Source organism: Chryseobacterium amylolyticum, assembly GCF_051011775.1.
Taxonomy (GTDB): Bacteria; Bacteroidota; Bacteroidia; order Flavobacteriales; family Weeksellaceae; genus Chryseobacterium.
On sequence record NZ_JBPCHX010000001.1, the window covers coordinates 866,149 to 885,599 of the forward strand.

The 19,451-nt window shown below is 36.5% G+C and carries 16 protein-coding genes; 7 read left to right on the plus strand and 9 right to left on the minus strand.

Translation table 11 applies throughout. From position 1 onward, the window contains the following. Positions 1–326: 326 nt before the first annotated feature. From ACR1PO_RS03790 to ACR1PO_RS03810, 5 genes are all read left to right on the plus strand, one after another. Positions 327–1,322 carry an EamA family transporter gene (locus tag ACR1PO_RS03790; protein WP_433985894.1) on the plus strand — a complete coding sequence of 332 codons (996 nt, stop codon included), beginning with the start codon at positions 327–329 and terminating at the stop codon, positions 1,320–1,322. Positions 1,323–1,340: 18 nt separating this feature from the next. Then, entirely contained in the window at positions 1,341–2,369 is a 1,029-nt protein-coding gene (locus ACR1PO_RS03795; RefSeq protein ID WP_433985895.1) for a methionine ABC transporter ATP-binding protein, read from the plus strand. After that, the gene (gene metI / locus ACR1PO_RS03800) at positions 2,362–3,018 is read left to right on the plus strand and encodes a methionine ABC transporter permease MetI (RefSeq protein WP_332387753.1); all 657 of its coding nucleotides are present in this window, start codon (positions 2,362–2,364) and stop codon (positions 3,016–3,018) included. Before ACR1PO_RS03795 ends, metI begins: the two co-directional genes overlap by 8 nt. A gap of 123 nt (positions 3,019–3,141) precedes the next feature. Next, positions 3,142–3,951: a methionine ABC transporter substrate-binding lipoprotein MetQ gene (gene metQ / locus ACR1PO_RS03805; protein ID WP_433985896.1), complete on the plus strand. Its 810-nt coding sequence runs from the start codon at positions 3,142–3,144 to the stop codon at positions 3,949–3,951. Positions 3,952–4,331: 380 nt separating this feature from the next. Further along, the gene (locus ACR1PO_RS03810) at positions 4,332–6,596 is read left to right on the plus strand and encodes a glycoside hydrolase family 3 C-terminal domain-containing protein (RefSeq protein ID WP_332387754.1); all 2,265 of its coding nucleotides are present in this window, start codon (positions 4,332–4,334) and stop codon (positions 6,594–6,596) included. Between the two features lie 297 nt (positions 6,597–6,893). On the opposite strand, the gene ACR1PO_RS03815 is transcribed toward ACR1PO_RS03810, so the two are convergent. The 4 genes from ACR1PO_RS03815 to ACR1PO_RS03830 all read right to left on the minus strand — a co-directional run bounded on the left by ACR1PO_RS03815 (position 6,894) and on the right by ACR1PO_RS03830 (position 12,387). Next, complete coding sequence (locus ACR1PO_RS03815) at positions 6,894–9,080, minus strand: outer membrane beta-barrel protein (protein ID WP_433985897.1); 2,187 nt, start codon at positions 9,078–9,080, stop codon at positions 6,894–6,896. A gap of 384 nt (positions 9,081–9,464) precedes the next feature. Then, entirely contained in the window at positions 9,465–10,016 is a 552-nt protein-coding gene (locus ACR1PO_RS03820) for a DUF2652 domain-containing protein (protein ID WP_332387759.1), read from the minus strand. Between the two features lie 108 nt (positions 10,017–10,124). Then, the gene (locus ACR1PO_RS03825) at positions 10,125–10,871 is read right to left on the minus strand and encodes a metallophosphoesterase (protein WP_332387761.1); all 747 of its coding nucleotides are present in this window, start codon (positions 10,869–10,871) and stop codon (positions 10,125–10,127) included. Between the two features lie 127 nt (positions 10,872–10,998). Then, on the minus strand, positions 10,999–12,387 hold the full coding sequence (locus tag ACR1PO_RS03830; RefSeq protein ID WP_433985898.1) for an MFS transporter: 1,389 nt from the start codon (positions 12,385–12,387) through the stop codon (positions 10,999–11,001). A gap of 143 nt (positions 12,388–12,530) precedes the next feature. Between ACR1PO_RS03830 and ACR1PO_RS03835 the strand changes: the two genes are divergently transcribed. Beyond that, entirely contained in the window at positions 12,531–13,001 is a 471-nt protein-coding gene (locus ACR1PO_RS03835; protein WP_276162803.1) for an Lrp/AsnC family transcriptional regulator, read from the plus strand. A gap of 71 nt (positions 13,002–13,072) precedes the next feature. Here the strand turns inward: ACR1PO_RS03835 and ACR1PO_RS03840 are convergent, their stop codons facing one another. Together ACR1PO_RS03840 and ACR1PO_RS03845 are read right to left on the minus strand one after the other, a co-directional pair. Next, entirely contained in the window at positions 13,073–13,588 is a 516-nt protein-coding gene (locus ACR1PO_RS03840) for a phage tail-like protein (RefSeq protein WP_332387765.1), read from the minus strand. A gap of 16 nt (positions 13,589–13,604) precedes the next feature. Then, on the minus strand, positions 13,605–14,606 hold the full coding sequence (locus ACR1PO_RS03845) for a phage tail-like protein (protein ID WP_433985899.1): 1,002 nt from the start codon (positions 14,604–14,606) through the stop codon (positions 13,605–13,607). 445 nt (positions 14,607–15,051) lie between these two features. On the opposite strand from ACR1PO_RS03845, the gene mnmE reads away from it, so the two are divergent. Then, a complete protein-coding gene (mnmE, locus tag ACR1PO_RS03850) occupies positions 15,052–16,437 on the plus strand; it encodes a tRNA uridine-5-carboxymethylaminomethyl(34) synthesis GTPase MnmE (protein WP_433985900.1) in 1,386 nt (461 codons plus the stop codon). A 232-nt stretch (positions 16,438–16,669) separates the two neighbouring features. On the opposite strand, the gene ACR1PO_RS03855 is transcribed toward mnmE, so the two are convergent. From ACR1PO_RS03855 to ACR1PO_RS03865, 3 genes are all read right to left on the minus strand, one after another. After that, on the minus strand, positions 16,670–17,926 hold the full coding sequence (locus ACR1PO_RS03855; protein WP_433985901.1) for a DUF3887 domain-containing protein: 1,257 nt from the start codon (positions 17,924–17,926) through the stop codon (positions 16,670–16,672). A 67-nt stretch (positions 17,927–17,993) separates the two neighbouring features. After that, a complete protein-coding gene (locus ACR1PO_RS03860; protein WP_433985902.1) occupies positions 17,994–18,911 on the minus strand; it encodes a sporulation-delaying protein SdpB family protein in 918 nt (305 codons plus the stop codon). Beyond that, positions 18,899–19,450: an SdpA family antimicrobial peptide system protein gene (locus ACR1PO_RS03865; protein WP_332387791.1), complete on the minus strand. Its 552-nt coding sequence runs from the start codon at positions 19,448–19,450 to the stop codon at positions 18,899–18,901. Before ACR1PO_RS03865 ends, ACR1PO_RS03860 begins: the two co-directional genes overlap by 13 nt. Position 19,451: the final 1 nt, after the last annotated feature.

The following is a 19,451-nucleotide window of genomic DNA, read 5'->3' on the forward strand; positions in this document are numbered from 1 at the left end:
AAAAATAAAAACCACAAAACATTGATTTTAAACAAATTAAATTATTAACAATAAATTAATATTTAAATTGTCTACTTTTTTAGTGGACTAATAAAAATTATATTATATATTTGCAACCGTATTCAGGAAATAAAATAAAATGAAGGCAGAATTAAAAAATAATTCAATGAAGAAACATACCATCAAAAACATGATGAAGCATATCTGTATGCCTGTATATCGGGAATACTGTGGTTGACCTTACTTTTATTTAGACATATTTTGTAAAGGCCCTACCACGTTGTAGGGCCTTTTTTATTGAACACAACAACATTAAAAACATAAAAATGAGCAATTCTAAAAACAAATGGTTGATTCCATTGGCGTTTACAAACATCTATGTGATATGGGGAATTACGTTTTTAGCTATTTCATTTGGCTTGAAAGGTTTTCCGCCATTTATTCTTTCGGGATTAAGATTTCTGGTGGCCGGAATTCTGATGATCGGATATCTTCTTTCTAAAGGAGAAAAAGCAAATTCCCTCATCAACTGGAAAAAAAATGCAATTACCGGAATTCTTATCCTTACCGGAGGAACCGGGCTTGTTGCCTGGGGAGAACAATATGTAACAGCTTCCGAGGCCGCAATTTCTATTGCAACCGGACCATTCTGGTTTATTGCGATCGACAGAAAAAACTGGAAGTATTATTTTTCAGATAAATTTATTCCGATAGGATTGATTATTGGTTTCGTAGGACTGGTTCTATTTTTAAAGGGCAGTGTAAATTCAAATGCTCATGCAATTGCCGACGGAAGCCTACGTATAACGGCATTTGTGGTTTTGGGATTAAGCTCTATAGCATGGGTTCTTGGTTCTTTATATTCCAAGAAAAATCCGGCATCCCAATCTACCTTTATGAATATTGCACAACAGCTTATAGTAGCAGGATTAGCATCTTTTTTGATCGCTTTTTTCAGAAAAGAATGGACTGGTTTTTCAGTTTCTGCAGTTCCATTATCTGCATGGTCCGGGGTGCTATTTTTGATCTTCTTTGGATCGATAGTCGCTTATTTGTCGTACATTTGGCTCTTGTCCGTAAAACCCGCTGCTTTGGTAAGCACTCACACCTATATCAATCCTATTGTAACAGTGATTGCAGGCTGGATTGTTGCCCATCAAAGCATCAATGGAGGTCAGCTGTATGGTTTGTTCATCATATTGCTGGGAGTACTTCTAACGAATGTGACCAAGTATTTCAAACTTTCAAAACGGTCGAAGGTCAAAATCAGAAGAGTAAGGAGATTTTTAAACAGAACAGGCAGACCCTATCAGCCTATTTAAACAGTATATAAAATCAGAATGATAGAAATCAGAAACATATCAAAAACATTTCACCAGAAAAAACAGTCTTTTAAAGCGCTGGATAAGGTGAGTCTTACCATAGAGAAAGGAGATATCGTAGGAATTATAGGATTTTCAGGGGCAGGAAAAAGTACCCTGATCCGTACAGTGAATCTATTGGAAAGGCCGGATGAGGGACAGATTATTATTAACGGAAAAGATTTTACTGCACTCAGCTCCAAACAACTTGCTGAGGAACGTAAAAAAATCGGAATGATCTTCCAGCATTTCAACCTTCTTTCTTCAAGAACGGTTTTTGATAATGTAGCGCTTCCTTTAGAGTTAGATCACAACAATAAGGATCAGATTAACAAAAAGGTCAATGAATTACTGAAGATTGTAGGACTTGAAGATAAAGCCAACGATTATCCCAAGAGCCTTTCCGGGGGGCAAAAACAAAGGGTAGCTATTGCAAGAGCTCTGGCCAATGATCCTCACCTTCTGCTTTGTGACGAAGCCACCAGCGCACTGGATCCGGCAACAACGCAATCTATTCTTCAGCTTTTAAGAGATATCAACCAAAGACTGGGAATTACCATCCTTTTAATTACCCACGAAATGGAAGTGATCAAATCGGTGTGTAACCATGTTGCTGTGATCGACAAAGGAAAATTATTAACAAAAGGTACATTAAGCGAGATTATTTCGGACAGAGAAAACCCGATCATCCGCCAATTTATAAATTCAGACATCATGACCCTGCCACAGGAACTCATCAGCAGACTGCAGAAAGACCCCAAAGAAGGTTTATTTCCGCTGATAGAAATAGAACTTAACGAAAACGTCAGTGTTGAACAAATTCTTTCAACACTATACAACCAATATAAAATTCCTTATAAACTTTTAAAAGCTGACGTGGAATACTTCGGAGATTCCAATTTTGGTAAACTTCTGCTACAGCTTCAGGGTGAAACGGAGGAAAACCAACAGGCGATCTATTATTTCAATCAAAATAAAATTCAAAATACAGTAAAAGGATATGCTTAGTGACGCGGTAATTGCCCTTTTGGCAAAAGGAACCTGGGAAACGGTTTACATGACATTTTTATCCGGCTTTTTCGGTTTTGTGTTGGGGCTTCCGGTAGGAATCCTGTTGTTTTTAACCAGAAAAGGCCAACTGCTGGAAAATGCTTTCTATCATAGAGGACTTTCCATCATCGTTAATATTTTCCGTGCAATTCCTTTTATTATCCTGATCGTCTGGATGATTCCTTTTACCAGAGTTCTGGCGGGGACATCTATCGGAGTGAATGCCGCTTTGGTTCCGCTGAGCGTGGGAGCAGCACCTTTTATTGCGAGACTTGTAGAGAACAGCCTTATTGAAGTACCTCATGGACTTATAGAGACAGCGAGAGCGCTGGGAGCTTCTCCGTTACAGATTATCAGAAAAGTTTTGCTTCCTGAAGCACTTCCTTCATTAATCAACAACGCAACCATCACTCTGATTACCCTTGTAGGTTACTCTGCAATGGGAGGTGCTGTAGGTGCCGGAGGACTTGGACAGGTGGGCTACCAGTATGGATATATCGGATATGATATTGTCATTATGAATACGGTTTTGATTCTACTGGTTCTTTTGGTTTTCATTATCCAGTTCATGGGTGACAGATTGTCAAAAAGATTTGATCACAGGTAGTTGGTTCCGGATATGGGTTTGAGGGTTTGAGAATCGGAGGGTATGAGAGTATGGGTTGGCCAATTTTCAAATTTACCATTCATAATTTAGCTACTCTCATCTTAATTTTAAATAAAAAATAGAATGAAAAGAATAAAGATTTTTGGTTTATTGGCTGCGGGGATATTACTGTTCAGTGCTTGTTCGGGAAGAAAGGACGATCCGAATTTTATCCGTGTCGGGATCACTTATGGCCCTGAGCAGGAAATTGCTGAGGTAGCGAAAAAAGTAGCCAAGGAGAGATACAATCTGGAAGTAGAACTGATTCCTTTCAATGATTATGTAGTTCCCAATGAAGCGTTAACCAATGGAGATATTGACGCCAATGCCTTTCAGCACATTCCTTACTTAACGGAACAGTCCAAGCAGAGAGGCTACAATCTTGTGTCTGTAGGCAATACATTTGTGTATCCTATTGTAGCTTATTCAAAAAAGATTAAAAATATTGGTGAACTGCAGGATGGCAGTACGATTGTTATACCAAATGACCCGACCAACGGAGGGCGTTCATTGCTTCTGCTGCAGAAAAACGGATTATTGAAATTAAAAGCAGGAGTCGGACTTCTTCCAAAAGTAACTGATATTACAGAAAATCCTAAACAGCTGAAAATTATGGAGATTGAAGGCGCACAGATTCCAAGAGTTCTGGACGACAGGGATGTTGTGGTAGGGATAATCAATAACAATTTTGCCGCTCAGGCAGGCTTAGATCAGGAAAAACAGGGAGTTCTTGTTGAAGATAAAGATTCTCCTTATGTGAATGTAGTTGTAGCAAGACCAGACAATAAAAACAGCCAGAAAGTAAAAAACTTTGTAAAAGCCTATGAGTCTCCTGAAGTGGAAAAGAAAGCTAAGGAAATTTTCAAAGGAGGTGCTGTGAAAGGATGGGACTGATAAGCTGGAGAGTAAGAGGGTTTGAGGATAAGAGTGTAGATTCCTACGGAATGGACAAGGTAGACGTATAGATAAAGTACTTAATTTGTCCATTCCGTAGGAATCCAGGCACTGTGTTAGGAGTATTGTAGGGTTCAAGGTATTGAGTGAAAGTATAGGAGTAGCTTCATTTGTCTTTTACCATTTGCAATTTCGATTTTTAGTTCTTTCACTTGTATGTCAATTCAGCAACTTTCTTCATTTTTTAATAATTAAAAATACTTTATAATGAGCTGTCTGCAAACAAGCAGGCAGTTTTTTTATTCATTAATTTTTATTTTCTCAATTTGAGATAATAAAAATTTTCTTTACTTTTGTTTTTAATCAAACTGAAAGGCATTATGTTAAAGAAAACCGTCATTATAAGTTTACTCACTTTTATTTCTGCATCTTATATGGCTCAGACCAATATCCAAACTCCCGTTTATTTAGATGAATCCAAACCTGTAGAACAGCGTATTCAGGATGCATTATCAAGAATGACACTGGAAGAAAAAGTGGCTATGCTTCATGCACAGTCGAAATTCAGCTCACCGGGCGTTCCAAGGTTGGGAATTCCTGAATTCTGGACTACGGATGGCCCGCACGGAGTTCGTCCTGAAGTGATGTGGGACGAATGGGATCAGGCCGGCTGGACCAACGACTCTATCATCGCCTACCCTGCCCTGACTGCTTTATCCGCAACATGGAATAAAAAAATGGCATGGAACTATGGGAAAGCGCTGGGTGAAGAAGCCCGATACAGAAAGAAAGATATTCTTCTGGGCCCCGGAGTTAATATTTACAGAACTCCGCTAAACGGAAGAAATTTCGAATATATGGGAGAAGATCCTTATCTGACCTCAAAGATGGTGGTTCCCTATATCAAAGGTGTACAGTCTAATGGTGTAGCAACTTCTGTGAAACATTTTGCCCTGAACAACCAGGAAATGTTCCGTCATACCAGTAATGTGAATGTAGATGACAGAGCGCTCTATGAGATTTACCTTCCTGCATTCAAAGCAGCAGTAACAGAAGGGGATTCATGGACGATCATGGGAGCTTATGATATGTACAAAGGCCAGTATGCCAGCCAGAACCAATATCTTTTAAATGATATTTTAAAGAAAGAATGGAATTACAAGGGTGTTGTGGTATCTGACTGGGGTGCTGTCAACAATACGGAACAGGCTATTCATAATGGTCTTGATCTTGAATTCGGATCATGGACGAACGGCCTTTCTGCAGGAACTAAAAATGCCTATGACAATTATTATCTGGCAAAGCCTTATCTTGATTTAATTAAAGCTGGAAAAGTTGGCACTCAAGAACTTGATGATAAAGTAACAAGGTTACTCCGCCTCGCCTATAAAACTACAATGAACCGCAACAAGCCTTTCGGCAATATTGCTTCTGAAGAGCATAAAGCGGTTGCCAAAGAAATTGGTGAAGAAGGAATCGTTTTATTAAAAAATCAGGGAAATGTTCTTCCGATTGATCTTAATAAAGCTAAAAAGATAGCAGTTATCGGAGAAAACGCCATCAAAATAATGACTGTTGGCGGCGGCTCTTCATCATTAAAAGTGAAATATGAAACGCTGCCTTTGGACGGAATCAAAACCAGATTTGGAAAGCAGGCTGATGTGCAGTATGCCAGAGGATATGTAGGGGATATCGGAGGAGAATATAATGGGGTAAAATCCGGTCAGGATTTAAAAGATACCCGTTCTGAAGCTGAATTACTGAATGAAGCTGTAGAACTGGCCAAAAAATCTGATTATGTAATTTTTGTAGGCGGCCTGAATAAGGCAGATTTCCAGGACAGCGAAGGAAATGACAGGAAGAGCTATGGGTTGCCTTATAATCAGGATCAGATCATCTCTGCTCTGGCAAAAGCCAATAAAAACCTTGCAGTAGTTTTGGTATCAGGAAATGCTGTGGCCATGCCATGGATTAAAGAAGTTCCTACCGTTGTACAGGCCTGGTATCTGGGTTCTGAAGCGGGAAATTCTATTGCAGCAATTCTTGCAGGAGACGCTAACCCTTCAGGAAAACTTCCGTTTACTTTTCCTGTAAAACTTGAAGACAATTCAGCACACCAGCTTGGAGAATATCCGGGGCAGAAAGATGAACTGGCGGCAGGAAAAGGTAAAGATCAGAAAAATCCGATTAATATTACTTACAACGAAAGCATTTTTGTAGGTTACCGCTGGCATGACACTAAAAATATAAAACCTCTGTTCAGCTTCGGGCATGGTTTGAGCTATACCACTTTTGAATTTGGAAAAGCGAAAGCAGACCAGACCACAATATCACAGGATGGTAAGATCACCTTTACAGTAACGGTTAAAAATACGGGTAAAAAAGCAGGTGCTGAAGTTGCCCAGCTTTACATCAGTGATTTAAAATCATCTGTACCACGTCCGGCAAAAGAACTGAAAGGCTTTGAAAAAGTATACCTGAATCCGGGAGAGCAGAAAGAAGTTACTTTCACGATTGATAAAACAGCTTTAAGTTATTTTGATGCTCAAAAACATGACTGGGTCGCTGAGCCGGGAGACTTTGAAGCCATGATTGGAAGTTCTTCAGATGCAATTAAAACGAAAGTAAAATTTACCCTTAAATAAAAAAGCGTTAAGAGTACAAAACTCTATTTTGATAATTATTTGATAGAATGCAAACAGATTCCAGATTGGGATCTGTTTTTTATTTTTCAAGATTTTGAAAGCTGTCAGATCTGTGAAAATTTTTTAACGTTCTATGTTAATTTTTCTCCCACAGATCACAGAGATTTCACAGATTTTTGGAGATAATCAAGGACGTTTCTCACTACTTCTCTCTCCCAGCTTCCTGCTTCCAACCCAAAATAAAAAGCAGATTCCAGTTGGAAACCTGCTTTTATTTTTATCTAACAAAATCCTGAATTATTTCCCGCCGCCATCGTTTTTCTCAACATCTGTTTTGGTATTTTCTTTTACCTTCTGGTTTCCGAAACGTTTTACAAAAGTGAGTGAAACACCGTACCAGTCCCATTTTGAATATTCCCTGAAGGTTCCGTCAGGACTGTAGGTTGTGTTATCCCCATAAGGTCTTTTAAAGATATTCATCAGCTGCATGCTAAGTTCCATCTGTGTTTTCGGAAATATTTTGGTAACTGAAATATTATGGAAAACATTGGTGTTATTCGCATAGGAATTTCCGTTATTCTGATTGGCAAGCTCCATCCATGCACTTACATTAATGTTTTTATTAAACAGATTGGTATAGGAAATATTCGCAGATGCCCCCCAATAGCTGATATAATCTTTAGCTCCCAATTTATTTTTTTCGTTAAAATCTTTATTATTAATATAGTACCAGCCAAATCCGGCATTTACGTTCAGCTTATTTTTCAGGAAATTCTGGTTGGTATTGGCAAAAAGATAATATTTCTCAACCTTTCCGTCAAAGTTTCCGGGTAATGAAACTGTTCTTCCGTTTTCTGTCACATATGTTGTCCAGTAATCCTGATTGGTATGCATATACCTTGCGGAAATAAAATACTTTTTCAAAATTCCGAACTTCAGATAAAGCCGGTCATTAGGATTCGGATTCAGATAAAGATTTCCTCTGGAATAGGTTCCGTTAATTTCAGGCACCAGAAAGGGATTAAATTCGGAATACCACGGTCTCCAGATACTCCGGTTATAGGTAAGGCTCAGGTCAAATTTCTCTGAAAAGCTATATTTCAGCAGCAGATTAGGTAAAAAGGTACCATAAGAATCTTTTCTTTCTGTACCTGCCACATCCTGTCGCACCTTATAATCAATATATTCGTAGCGGATCCCGATCCGGGTTTCCAGTTTTTTGAAAAATGTCTTACTGTAGTTAGCATACAAAGAGCTCAGATGATCTTCATAATGGAACCTGTCGTTTTTAGACAAATTAAAAAATTCTGATGCCGGATCATTGATACTGAAACCATAGAGCGTATTGGGAATGACATGGTTGTTCAGTTCGGTTTTACCTCCCACTTCCATTGTTCCTCCTGTTTTACCAAAGGGCTGTGTATAATCAACTTTCAGATAATAATTACGCATCTGATTTGAACTGACAACTCCCAGCTGCTGATCTTTTATCACGCCCTGTTTATCAATTTGCTTATCTATTAAATTATCACTGTTATCACTGGAATAGTTGGTTCCTAAATTAATATCTAAAATTCGGTTCTTTTCTTTGTCATAATATTTATAGAAAGCATTAGTTCCCAGATTACGGCTGAATCCCCAGTTGTTTTGGTTTTGGTGAAAAGACTCTCCGGGATCTCCGTCTTTTGAAGTCATCCCATCCGATTCTGCTGAAACTAAATTCCTGTTCTGTGAATATTCCAGGACAAGACCGAAGTTATTTTTTTCATTGATTTCAAACTCTGAAGTGGAAGAAAGAGACGGACTTTCATTTCGCATAAGATTTTCAAGATTGAACCGGGTAAGTTTATTTCCTTCATACCGGTTATCCCAGGTTTGGGTTTTCTGTACATAATTTCCGCTATTGTAACTTCCTATGAGGGTTTGGGTAAACTTTTTCTTATGGTAGTTCAGGTTGAAATTCGTGTATTGTGAATTTTTGGTACTTTGCCTGTTGTTCAGGGATATACTTCCTTTTAATCCTTCATCTTCTCTTTTTTTAAGAACAATATTAATGACAGATCCGGAAGTTTCATAGCGGGAAGAAGGGCTGGTAATCACTTCAATTTTCATAAGATTATCAGCAGGAATTGTTTTAAGATATTCCTTTAATTCTTTTCCTGTAAAAACAGATTTCCTGTCATTAATGTAAACGGTAACCAGTTGTCCCTCCGCTTTTACCTCATCGTTATTATCAATGCTTACCAAGGGCGTCATTCTAAGAACATCCCAGGTTGTATTTCCTGCCAGAATTGCACTATTCGCTACATTAAATACAGTTCTGTCTACTTTAGATTCTACTGTCGGCTTTCTGGCAACCAGGGTAACAGCTTCTATTTCTTTTGCATTTCCTTTTACAGTATCCCTTGCAGCCGGTGTCTGAGCCTGCTGGGCCATTGCTAGTGAGCCTGTTAATACTGCTATTGGAAATAAGATTATTTTCATGTGAAATTATAGTTTTTCCTATAAGACCACTATGAATATAAATTTGTTACATCAAAAAAGAAAAAAAATTAAAATAAACACTTAATTTACAGCAAGATACCCGATTAAATATTAAACATAAAACTGAAAATAATATATATTTTTCAATAAAGCAGCACAATACAAACTGCTTCCATAATAAATATTCTTAAAAAAGTATTTTATATATAATTCCAATTTTAATTAAAAAAAATAAAATAATTTTATCAATACATGAATATTTTACATCATACAAAAATAATTCTTCATCAATACATTTCGAAAGACCTGCCCATAAAAAACCCGGATCTCATCCGGGCCGCTAGCAATAGCAAATTTACAAGGAATGATATTAAAAAATATACGCTAGTTTAAATTTTCAAAATAATGGATAACCCCTACTTCAGGCAGCCGAAACGGATCCTTATTAAAATCAGATTCCTGATTCTTACTGTTTTCAAGAAAAGAATTACTGAAAAGCGCATAAGAAGGCTGCTCTGCCACTCCGTTCTTTAAAAGCTGATGGGCTTCAACAATCGTTTTTCCATATAGCTTTCTGAAGCTTCCGATATTGTATTGTGAAAAAGATCCATAATGAACAATAAATTTGAGAGCGAGGTCAATAGTAATGCTTAAACTCTTACTCAGCTCCTCAATTTTCCTGTTGAAGGCCGTTCTCATCTTCCACAGCATTTTTGAAATACTCTGATAGGACGGATTTTTATCATAACGGTAAAATAAAATGGCATCTCCCTCAATCTCGGAAATTTCAAAGTACTGATCATTGACATCAATCAGCGTAGACAATAACTGGCGCACAATATACTCACCTGTATACAATTTTGTATTGAACACAAATTCGGTAAATCCGCTGAAATCCGGAATAAGAATGATCCCCTCTTGTATATTTGTCTTCATAATGATAATGGATTAAAAACCTGCTTCACCAGTACAGACGAAACAGATTTAATTTTACTTTATCATTTTAAGGCAAAAAAAGAAAGCAACCTGCGGAAACATTTGTATTTAAACAACAATAATCAATTCCTTATCATAGCCGTTGTATTTCTCATCAATATACCCATGTGGATTGCAAATTACTTCAGTCCCATCAATCTTATACCTGCAGGGGGTATGAATATGTCCATGAATCCAGTACAAAGGCTGATATTCTCTGATTACATTTTCCAGATCTGAAGCATATGCAGAGGTCAGCGGATCATCTTTATATGGCCCCGATACAGATTGTATGCTTGGTGCATGATGGGTAACGACTATATTTTTTAATCCTTTTGAATTTTCAAGACTTTCTATCAGCCATTGCTTTGAAAACTGATGAATTTTAAAGGTATCCAGTGTTCTCATTTTCGAATAGGAAGGATCTCTCCTGATCATTTTATAGTCATTCATTTTAGGCTGACAGATCATTCCGTACTCAACAGGATTCCCAAAGATTGAAAAATCCGTCCATAAGGTTGCCCCATGGAAACGCACTCCTTCAATATCAGCAAATGAATCTTCAAGAACATGAACATTGGAACCCAAAGCTGCTTCCCTGATCCTGTTCAGTGTTTTCGGGTATGAACCTTTATAATATTCGTGATTGCCTAAAACATAAATGACAGGTTTGCCAGGAATTGCATCTTTAATCCATTCAATTCCTTTGGTTCCGAGATTGACATCTCCTGCCAGCACAACAATATCCGAATGATCAAAACATAATTCCGTACTTCCAAATTCCCTGTGAAGATCGCTGATAACCTGTATTTTCATGATGTGCAGTAAGCAGCAAATATAGTGAATTAATGAAGCGACAAAAGAACAAAAGAGTAAAAAAGAACCGACACCTCCTAAGCATCGATTCTTTCTTCATATAGTTTGTGTATTTCTAAGTTTCTTACTATGAAACAGCTACTTCTGCCTGCTTTATTTTTAAACTTTTCAATATAAAATAAAATAGCATCCCCAGCGCCAAAAGAGCATAACCGATCAATATGATCAGGTTAAGACTTCCCACTGAAAATTCCGATGGGAAAATCTGCCCCATTAAGGTCATGAATGACAATCCTATTCCGGCTCCCAAAAAGTAACTTGTAGAACTCAGGCTTGATGCCAATCCGTAGTTAGAAGGTTCAACATCCTGAATCCCCATTACAGAAAGCGCGGTAAAACAGAACGTCATTCCAACCCCCGAAATACAAGCGGCTCCGAACAAAACAACTGCCAGCGGATGTCCGGTGTAAACAGAGATCAGCAATAACAGGCCTCCCATCAGCATAAACAGCCATCCTAAAACACCCATTTGGGACGAGCCCAGACGTTTTGAGACCTGAGGCAGAATAAACTTTGCCGTTAAAGCGGAAATAATACTGAACGGAACAAGCATTAATCCTGCTGAAGCAGCACTATATCCCATATCTTTCTGAAGCATCAGTGAAATCAGGAATAAAAATCCGATAAAAAATGCTCCCAGGGTAAAGAATGCAGCATTGGAAACAACCAATGATCTGTGTTTAAATAATTTTAAATCAACCAAAGGTTCGGCAACAGACTTCAATCGGTAATATACCGTAACAAGAAGTATTAAGGCTATAACCAAAGAACCCGTTACCAGAAAAGGCTGTTCTTTAATATGAACCAGTTCATGTGTTCCGTAAGTCAGGCCCAAAAGTCCCAATACCATTAATATACCGGATACCACATCTGTTTTCCTGCCGGCTTCCTCTTTCTCATCTGTTGGCAGATAATAATATGACAGCACCAGTGTGACTAACAGAACAGGAACATTGATCAGAAAAACCCAGTGCCAGCTCAGGTAAGTACTGATAATTCCTCCCACCGAAAGACCACTTCCTGAACCGATGGCTGCAAATGAACTGAAGATCCCGATAGCCCGGTTTCTTTCCTGCTCTTCCCTAAAGGTATTGGTTACGATGGATAATGCTGACGGCATTACTAAAGCAGCTCCAAGCCCCTGTAAAGCACGGAATACAGCCAGTACTTCAAAATTTTGCGACAATCCGGCACCTAATGAAGTCAGCATGAAAATCAAAGCCCCGAGTAAAAACATTTTTTTTCTTCCGATCTGGTCCGAAAGTTTTCCGCCAATAATCAGGAATCCTCCAAAGAAAAGTACATAAAGCGTTTGAAGCCACTGTACAGTCTCTGCTCCAATTTGAAACTGCTGCTGAATAGAAGGAATAGTTAAATTAATAATGGCAATATCCAAAGCCTCCACAAATGTTCCTACCGATGCTAAAATTAATATGATATTCTTCTTTGTACCCATGTTTCAAATTTCCTGCAAAATTAAAATTAACAGAACATATTTAAAAATTTAACCTTAAATTTGGAACAAAATAAAATATATAAAACAACTACAAGAACAAAACACCTGACACATTTAATAATCACCTGTAAAAACAGAACAAAATGGCAACTGAAAATTATACCCCAGATGAAAAGGACCTGTCTATTCTCCGCCTGCTTCAGAAAGACGCCAAGATGAGTGTCCGTGATATTTCGGCAAGAATCAATTTAAGTCCAACCCCTACGCATGAGCGTATCAAGCGTATGGAAAAACAGGGAATCATTAAAGAATACACTGCTGTAGTAGACCGTAAAAAGGTCAACAAGGGAATGATGGTGATCTGTATGATCGCCCTGAATGTTCACAATAAGAAAACAGCAGGAAAATTTATTGAAGAAGTCGGCAGGCTTAAAGAAGTTGTAGAATTTTATAACATCAGCGGAGATTTTGATTTTATGCTTAAAATCCTTGCTCCCAACATGGATGAGTTCCATGAGTTTTTTGTGAACAAATTATCTGAGATTGAAGGAATCGGCCAGACCAAAAGTATTTTTGTGATGAACAGCATCAAGGAAAGTGCCCAGATTGTTTAAGTCCAAAGAAAAAGCAGCTGTATATTTTCACACAGCTGCTTTTATTATCTTAAATCAGAAATATTTTATTGCTATTTCCAGTAATTCCAGACTGAACCGTCGAATACTGCAAGTGTTTTACTGGCTGTATCATAGCACATCATTCCCGGATAAGGATTTTTCACATTAAGATGCGGAGCTTCTATTTTCGGCAGTATCATTGCTTTATTCCCGGATTCCAATACCAATACGCCGTCAGCAGTGCTTTCAGCCTTTCCTATAATCACTCCTTTCCCTGATTCTGCAGAATTATTAAGAGTTATCTGACTTGAATTTCCGGTATCTGACAAAGATTTCCAGGTATCATTTTCATATACTTTCACTTTGTTATCCGTAAGATCAAAGATCAGGGTTCCGTTAGCCAGATTCCCGGTGGGAAAACCTGATGTAGCCGGAAGAATCAAACCTCTGGTATTTCCCGGTACGTTATCAAAGTCTAATACGGTACTATTGCCGTCTACGGTTTGTTTACCGATGGCAACCTGGGCAAAAAATGAATTAAAGACAACCAGAGCAACCGCTATACTTATATTTTTTATATTCTTCATTTTGTTATCATTTAGATTAATCATTACAGCTTTTCTGGATGCATTTCCATTCTGTCCCATTGTAAAGCTTTACACATTTATCCTGAATGTCATACAGAAGCATTCCTTCTTTCGGATCTGCAATGGCATCTGCCGGTTGCGGTGTCTGGCTTACATGCTGAACTCTGGTGATGACAAAACCTTTATTTTTTGATTCCATTGCTAAAAATCCGTTAGGGATGTTTTCCGGCCAGGAATTGTTTTTCTGCTGTACAGTAATTCCGAATCTGGTATATCCATCCGGTGTACCGGTAATTCCGGGCTTTGTACAAAACCCGTCAATATCATCAATAATAACCGGGGCATTTCCGCAGCTTGTTTTATCTTCTGATAATCCTTCAGGCCAAAGAGCAGGACACATGGCCTTTGTTGCATTCGGTCCGCAGAAACTTGAATTCCCCATCCCTAATCCTGTCACAGATCCCATGGCAATGGTTATGATCTGGCTGTCATCACTGATAATGGAAGCTCCTCCACCCCCACTTACGTCTGCTTTTGCAATACAATAAGCTTTGCCAGCCGGAATACCTACATATTCAACAGAAGGATAAGTAGTAGACTGCTGGGTAAATGTTCCACAAATCTCCACCACACTGTTTGTTCCCATTTCTATCACTGACGTCGTTCCCGGGTAAAAGCCTCCAAAGGTCGGATCTTCCTGAATCACCGATCCTACAAGAGACAGGAAAGATTTGTTTCCTAATTTAATTTTTGAATTTTTCTGAGACCCGAAAGTTCCTACTTTTACCGTTCCTGTAGACTTCACACTGGCTCCGTCACTGATTTCCAGGATTCCATCTACCTGAATACTGTTAGACTGCAGCTGTCCGGATTGTATCATAAGCGTTGCTCCGTTTGGGACGCTGATATTTGTACTTACGGTAAGGTTTCCGTTAAGACAATAGGTATTTCCACCTGTCATTGCCTGCCCTGTATAAGGAATACACTGAGCATAGGCTAAAGCATTGAAAACAAGCATTAATAAAAAAATCAATTTTTTATTAATATTTAAAAAAAATAATTTATCCATGTACATTTACAATATTTTAACGAATTATTACCATTAAACTTAAAAATATTTAAATTTTCAACATCATTGCTGCACTAAGAAACAATTAACATACCAAACAAGTGTTTAATTTTTTTCTTGTCATAAAATCATATGCTTGAGTCTACATTTCCAACTTTATCCAAACCACCCCGATATTCTATACCGCAACAGATTACAACCATTAAAAAGCCCCATACTTAACAACATTATTTAATTCTAAAATTTTGTATTTCCCAGCCCGTGAGGATGTAAGTTTAATGCAAAAATCACAGGCAACTTTTCAAATCTCTCTTTTTTAACCTGAATAAAACAATAGATAATCTGAATAACAGACCTCAACGAAAATTCATATTAAAAACCGTAAATTTGCAGCATGAATAACGATACGATATGCGCTTTGGCTACAGCCAATGGAATAGGTGCCTTAGGCATCATCAGAGTTTCAGGAAATGAAGCTTTATCTGTAGTTCAGAAAAGTTTTCCGGCTAAAAACCTGGCAAAACAAAAATCCCATACCCTCCATTACGGTTATTTTATGGATGAGGAGGAAGCTATTGATGAAGTAATGCTCTCTATTTTCCTGGCCCCGAAAAGCTTCACCACTGAAAATTCTGTGGAGATTGCTTTTCACGGCTCACCGCATATCGGAAAACGTATTCTTGAAACCCTGATCAAAAACGGAGCAAGAATGGCTAAAGCCGGTGAATTTACCCTGCGCGCCTTTATCAACGGCAGAATTGACCTTTCGCAGGCGGAAGCGATTGCTGACGTGATTGCATCCGAGAATGAGGCTTCGAGAAAAGTCGCCATCAATCAATTGAAGGGAGGAATTACCAATGAAATCTCTCTATTGAGAACCGATCTTTTGAATTTCGTTTCCTTAATCGAGCTGGAACTTGATTTTGCTGAAGAAGATGTGGAGTTTGCGGATAGAAGCGCCTTAAGCGGATTACTGGATAAAATTGAATTGAAATTAAATTCACTCATTGAGAGCTTCCAATACGGAAATGCCATTAAAAACGGAACAGCCGTTGCCATCATCGGAAAACCCAATGCCGGAAAGTCTACTCTGCTGAATTCGCTTTTAAAGGAAGAAAGAGCCATTGTGAGTAATATTGCAGGAACTACAAGAGATACCATTGAGGAAGTTCTTCATATTAAAGGACATGCTTTCAGATTGATTGATACGGCAGGACTTCGTGAAACAATGGATGAAATAGAAGCAATCGGGGTAAAAAAAGCTAAAGAAAAGGTAGAAAATGCCAATATTCTTGTTTATCTTGCTGATGCTGCCACTGAAGATTTTTCTGAGGATATTGAAATGATTCAATCCTTACTGAGAGAAGATCTGAAACTGATTATCTGCGCTACAAAAATTGATGAAGTGATTCCTACCAAATACGAAACAGTAGAAGATATTTTCAGAAATGCCATTTCTCATGAGTTTGATTTCATTAAAATTTCCGCGGTTGAAAACCAAAACATCCAGGATCTCAAGAATGAACTTTCATCATATGTTGAGCATTTAAAATCTGAAGAAAATAACGTGGTAATCACCAACCAGCGCCACTTTGAAGCTTTAAGAAAGTCTCTGGATGCCGTTCATAAAGTGAAAGAAGCCATTTCATTCCAGATCTCTACAGAACTATTGGCATATGAGCTTAGAAATGCCCTGGAACATCTTGGGGAAATCTCCGGTGAAGTGACCAATGATGAGGTGCTGGGGAATATTTTCTCTAAGTTTTGTATCGGGAAATAAGAAAACAAGTCGAAACAATCGAAAAGACACCAACATTCTAAAAATACATACATTACACATTTTATGTTTTTGTAAGATTTTTTAGAATTTTGGTTTTTTTATTCGTTTGTTCCCCTATTGTCCCCTCATACTCTAAATATCTTAGTTTTTTAAACAAGGGAGAAATTATGTCAATTTCGCCGGTTGCTACTGCCCGAAGCTTTTCTCTGACACAATTCACGTTACAGTCTCATTATTTCAGTACAAACTCTTTTAAATCATCTAAAAATACTTTATCTACTTTTCCTTCTGCTTCATAATCTTTTGGGGATGGAATTACGCTTGTATTTTTAATAAATAGATGATTTAAGTAGGGATATATTTTAAATGTTGCTTCTCTGTTACTTTTAAGTTGATTTTTCCAAAGATTAAAATCTACTTCGGTTACTTGGTAATCTTTACCACCCTGTGCAAAAAACATAGAAGCTTTAATCAGCTTTACTGTATCAAGAGGTTTGTAATCCAACAAATATTTCCAGTACTTAGCGGATAATCCCATTGGAAGTGCTGAACTTTTAGTGTTTAAATTAAATTGATCTGAATTTAGAAAAGCTACTTCTTTTTTTATATTAGTGAAGGCTTCATCTGAAATAATGGAAGAATCAAGCTTATTAATATATCCGAACTGTTCAAGAATTAAATCTTGTAATGGTCTTGAGTTTCCAGCAAGAAAAATATATTTTGAAACTTTTACTTCGTTAGCTATTTGAGGCATTAAATATGCTCCCTGGCTATGTCCTAAAAGAATAACTTGGTAGTCTTTAAACTCTCGATTATTTTTGAAATAATTTGCAACATTTACGGCATCATTAATTGTCTCTTCTTTTACTGTTGATTCTTCATTAAAGGTTTCAGGATTTGAATAAGTTCTTTTATCATACCTATAGGAAGATATCCCATTAATATATAGATATTCAGCAATATCTTTAAAGGGTCTATTTCCTCCAATTGTTTCGTCTCTGTCTTGTGGTCCAGAACCATGAACAAAAATAACCAACCTTTTTTGATTATTTTCTTTTGATTTTAATAAAGTACCTTTTAACTCAATATTATCACTTTTTATATTCAAAGCAGTTTCATCATCTGTTTTCTCAAAACTTTTATGTGGTGATAAAAAAAATCCGATAATTTTATTTTCTCCATTAAAACTTATTTGAATATCCATTTTTGTTTTTTCAAATTCTGAATAAAAATAGTAGATATCTCTTTCACTGTTAATTTGAAGAATATTTTTAAATTTACCAAACTGTCCTTCAACCTGTTCAGGTAAATTCTTTAAAACTTCTACAGGGATTTGCGCCGAAACAGTTTTATCAAAAAACAAGTGAGCATTTCCAGCATTTTTGTCAATCAATAATGTTTTAATGAAATGACTTCCGATTTCCGTTTTATTTTGAGCAAATGAAAATAGTGATATTAAAATCAAACAAAGAGTTATAATCTTACTCATATAATTATTCATTAAAAAATAACATGCAGTAATCATCATAATAGACAATTACTACATGCTAATATTATTAAATATGATTTTTATTTTTTAATAAAAATTTCAAGTCAATATTTGTTGGGCATAAGTATATTATTAATCCTCCAGCCATTGCGAAAAAAAATGAAAATATGCCAAGCGAAAAAATTATAATAAAGTGAAAAAATAGTGCTATAAAAAGTACAGTTAATTTATAACTCTTTTTTGCAAATAATGCCAGAAATATTGCTAGTTCCAAAATTAGGACTCCATAAGTTAAAAATGTAACAATATATGAATTCGAAAGAAATCCATTGAAAAAGCTCATATAATCAGGCATACCGAAATACGAATGGTTTAGCCAATAATATATAGCCGTTCCATTTGCCCATTCATTGTGTTCAAATTTACCAACAGCTGCATGTAGATAAACAATTGACATTTGTAATTGTATCAAAAAAAGGAAAAATATTGAAATTAAATTTAAAATACTCTCTCTTTTTATTCTACGGTCCCAATGATTCTTTCTATTATCAAATAAACAAATAGGAATCAACAATAAAGTAAGAATACTACCAATTTGGTCTCCTCCATCTATAATAGCAGATGAATGGAAAAAGCTAAACGTTATCCACCAGTGTAGTATACATGTAATTTTCTGAAAATAGCCACTAATGGTAATTAATAATATAACTATCGCTAGCCATTTTACTATAAATAAATTATTGAAGCCAAATAAGAAGAAAAAATTAAATTTTGTTGAAAAATCGCCTTTTAATAACTCGTTGAGAAGAAATTCACCGGAGGTCCTCTTCATTAACAAATCATCAATAGGATTTGTAATAAGTGTTAACAATGTTCCTAAAGCAATAATACTTCTACCCAAACCTATAACATTTGAATACGGAGCATTGGCAACAGCAAAATTCTTGATTTTATCTTCAATGCTATTGATATTCATTTCTGGCATAATATTTTAAGTTTAATAACTTTCGCAGGCATTTTTATTCTTTCTTTGTTTTTGCTCCATGCCCAAGGAACTGGTTGATGATAGACAATAAGATAATCTCCGCACATTATTGGGTCTTCAATTGGATTTTTAACCGCAATAAATTTATCTGGAATCTTCCCTATTAAGTTTTCATTATAGTTCCAAGTAGTTTTTAATGCAGCTGAGTTAATTAGTATTTTTCCCGTAACATTTTCAAGTTCTATTCCAACTTTAGATACTTTACGGGAAATGCCAAAGAAGTTTTCTATGTTTGAATGCTTCTGATTTATTTTATAAAGTTTACTATTTTCTATTTTGTATATAAATACTTGTTCCTCTCTTGCATCACGAGTAAAAAAAGCCCAACCTTGTGGTGTTAAATTAAAAATATATTTTGTAAATTTTAATTTGTTTTGAACAGGGTTAAAAGGTGTGCTTGAAAATAATAATGAAAGAAATAATGTTATTGATATAATAATTAAAAATAGCATTGTTATGCTATATTTATAAGCCCCCATA

Bases quoted from the DNA above. Each gene is read 5' to 3' on its own strand.
- metI (WP_332387753.1), top strand. From the start codon at position 2,362: ATGCTTAGTGACGCGGTAATTGCCCTTTTGGCAAAAGGAACCTGGGAA.
- ACR1PO_RS03820 (WP_332387759.1), bottom strand. From the start codon at position 10,016: ATGAAGACAAATATACAAGAGGGGATCATTCTTATTCCGGATTTCAGC.
- ACR1PO_RS03845 (WP_433985899.1), bottom strand. From the start codon at position 14,606: ATGCTTGTTTTCAATGCTTTAGCCTATGCTCAGTGTATTCCTTATACA.
- ACR1PO_RS03790 (WP_433985894.1), top strand. From the start codon at position 327: ATGAGCAATTCTAAAAACAAATGGTTGATTCCATTGGCGTTTACAAAC.
- ACR1PO_RS03855 (WP_433985901.1), bottom strand. From the start codon at position 17,926: ATGAGTAAGATTATAACTCTTTGTTTGATTTTAATATCACTATTTTCA.
- mnmE (WP_433985900.1), top strand. From the start codon at position 15,052: ATGAATAACGATACGATATGCGCTTTGGCTACAGCCAATGGAATAGGT.
- ACR1PO_RS03825 (WP_332387761.1), bottom strand. From the start codon at position 10,871: ATGAAAATACAGGTTATCAGCGATCTTCACAGGGAATTTGGAAGTACG.
- ACR1PO_RS03840 (WP_332387765.1), bottom strand. From the start codon at position 13,588: ATGAAGAATATAAAAAATATAAGTATAGCGGTTGCTCTGGTTGTCTTT.
- ACR1PO_RS03865 (WP_332387791.1), bottom strand. From the start codon at position 19,450: ATGGGGGCTTATAAATATAGCATAACAATGCTATTTTTAATTATTATA.
- ACR1PO_RS03810 (WP_332387754.1), top strand. From the start codon at position 4,332: ATGTTAAAGAAAACCGTCATTATAAGTTTACTCACTTTTATTTCTGCA.
- ACR1PO_RS03815 (WP_433985897.1), bottom strand. From the start codon at position 9,080: ATGAAAATAATCTTATTTCCAATAGCAGTATTAACAGGCTCACTAGCA.
- ACR1PO_RS03830 (WP_433985898.1), bottom strand. From the start codon at position 12,387: ATGGGTACAAAGAAGAATATCATATTAATTTTAGCATCGGTAGGAACA.
- ACR1PO_RS03860 (WP_433985902.1), bottom strand. From the start codon at position 18,911: ATGCCAGAAATGAATATCAATAGCATTGAAGATAAAATCAAGAATTTT.
- ACR1PO_RS03795 (WP_433985895.1), top strand. From the start codon at position 1,341: ATGATAGAAATCAGAAACATATCAAAAACATTTCACCAGAAAAAACAG.
- metQ (WP_433985896.1), top strand. From the start codon at position 3,142: ATGAAAAGAATAAAGATTTTTGGTTTATTGGCTGCGGGGATATTACTG.
- ACR1PO_RS03835 (WP_276162803.1), top strand. From the start codon at position 12,531: ATGGCAACTGAAAATTATACCCCAGATGAAAAGGACCTGTCTATTCTC.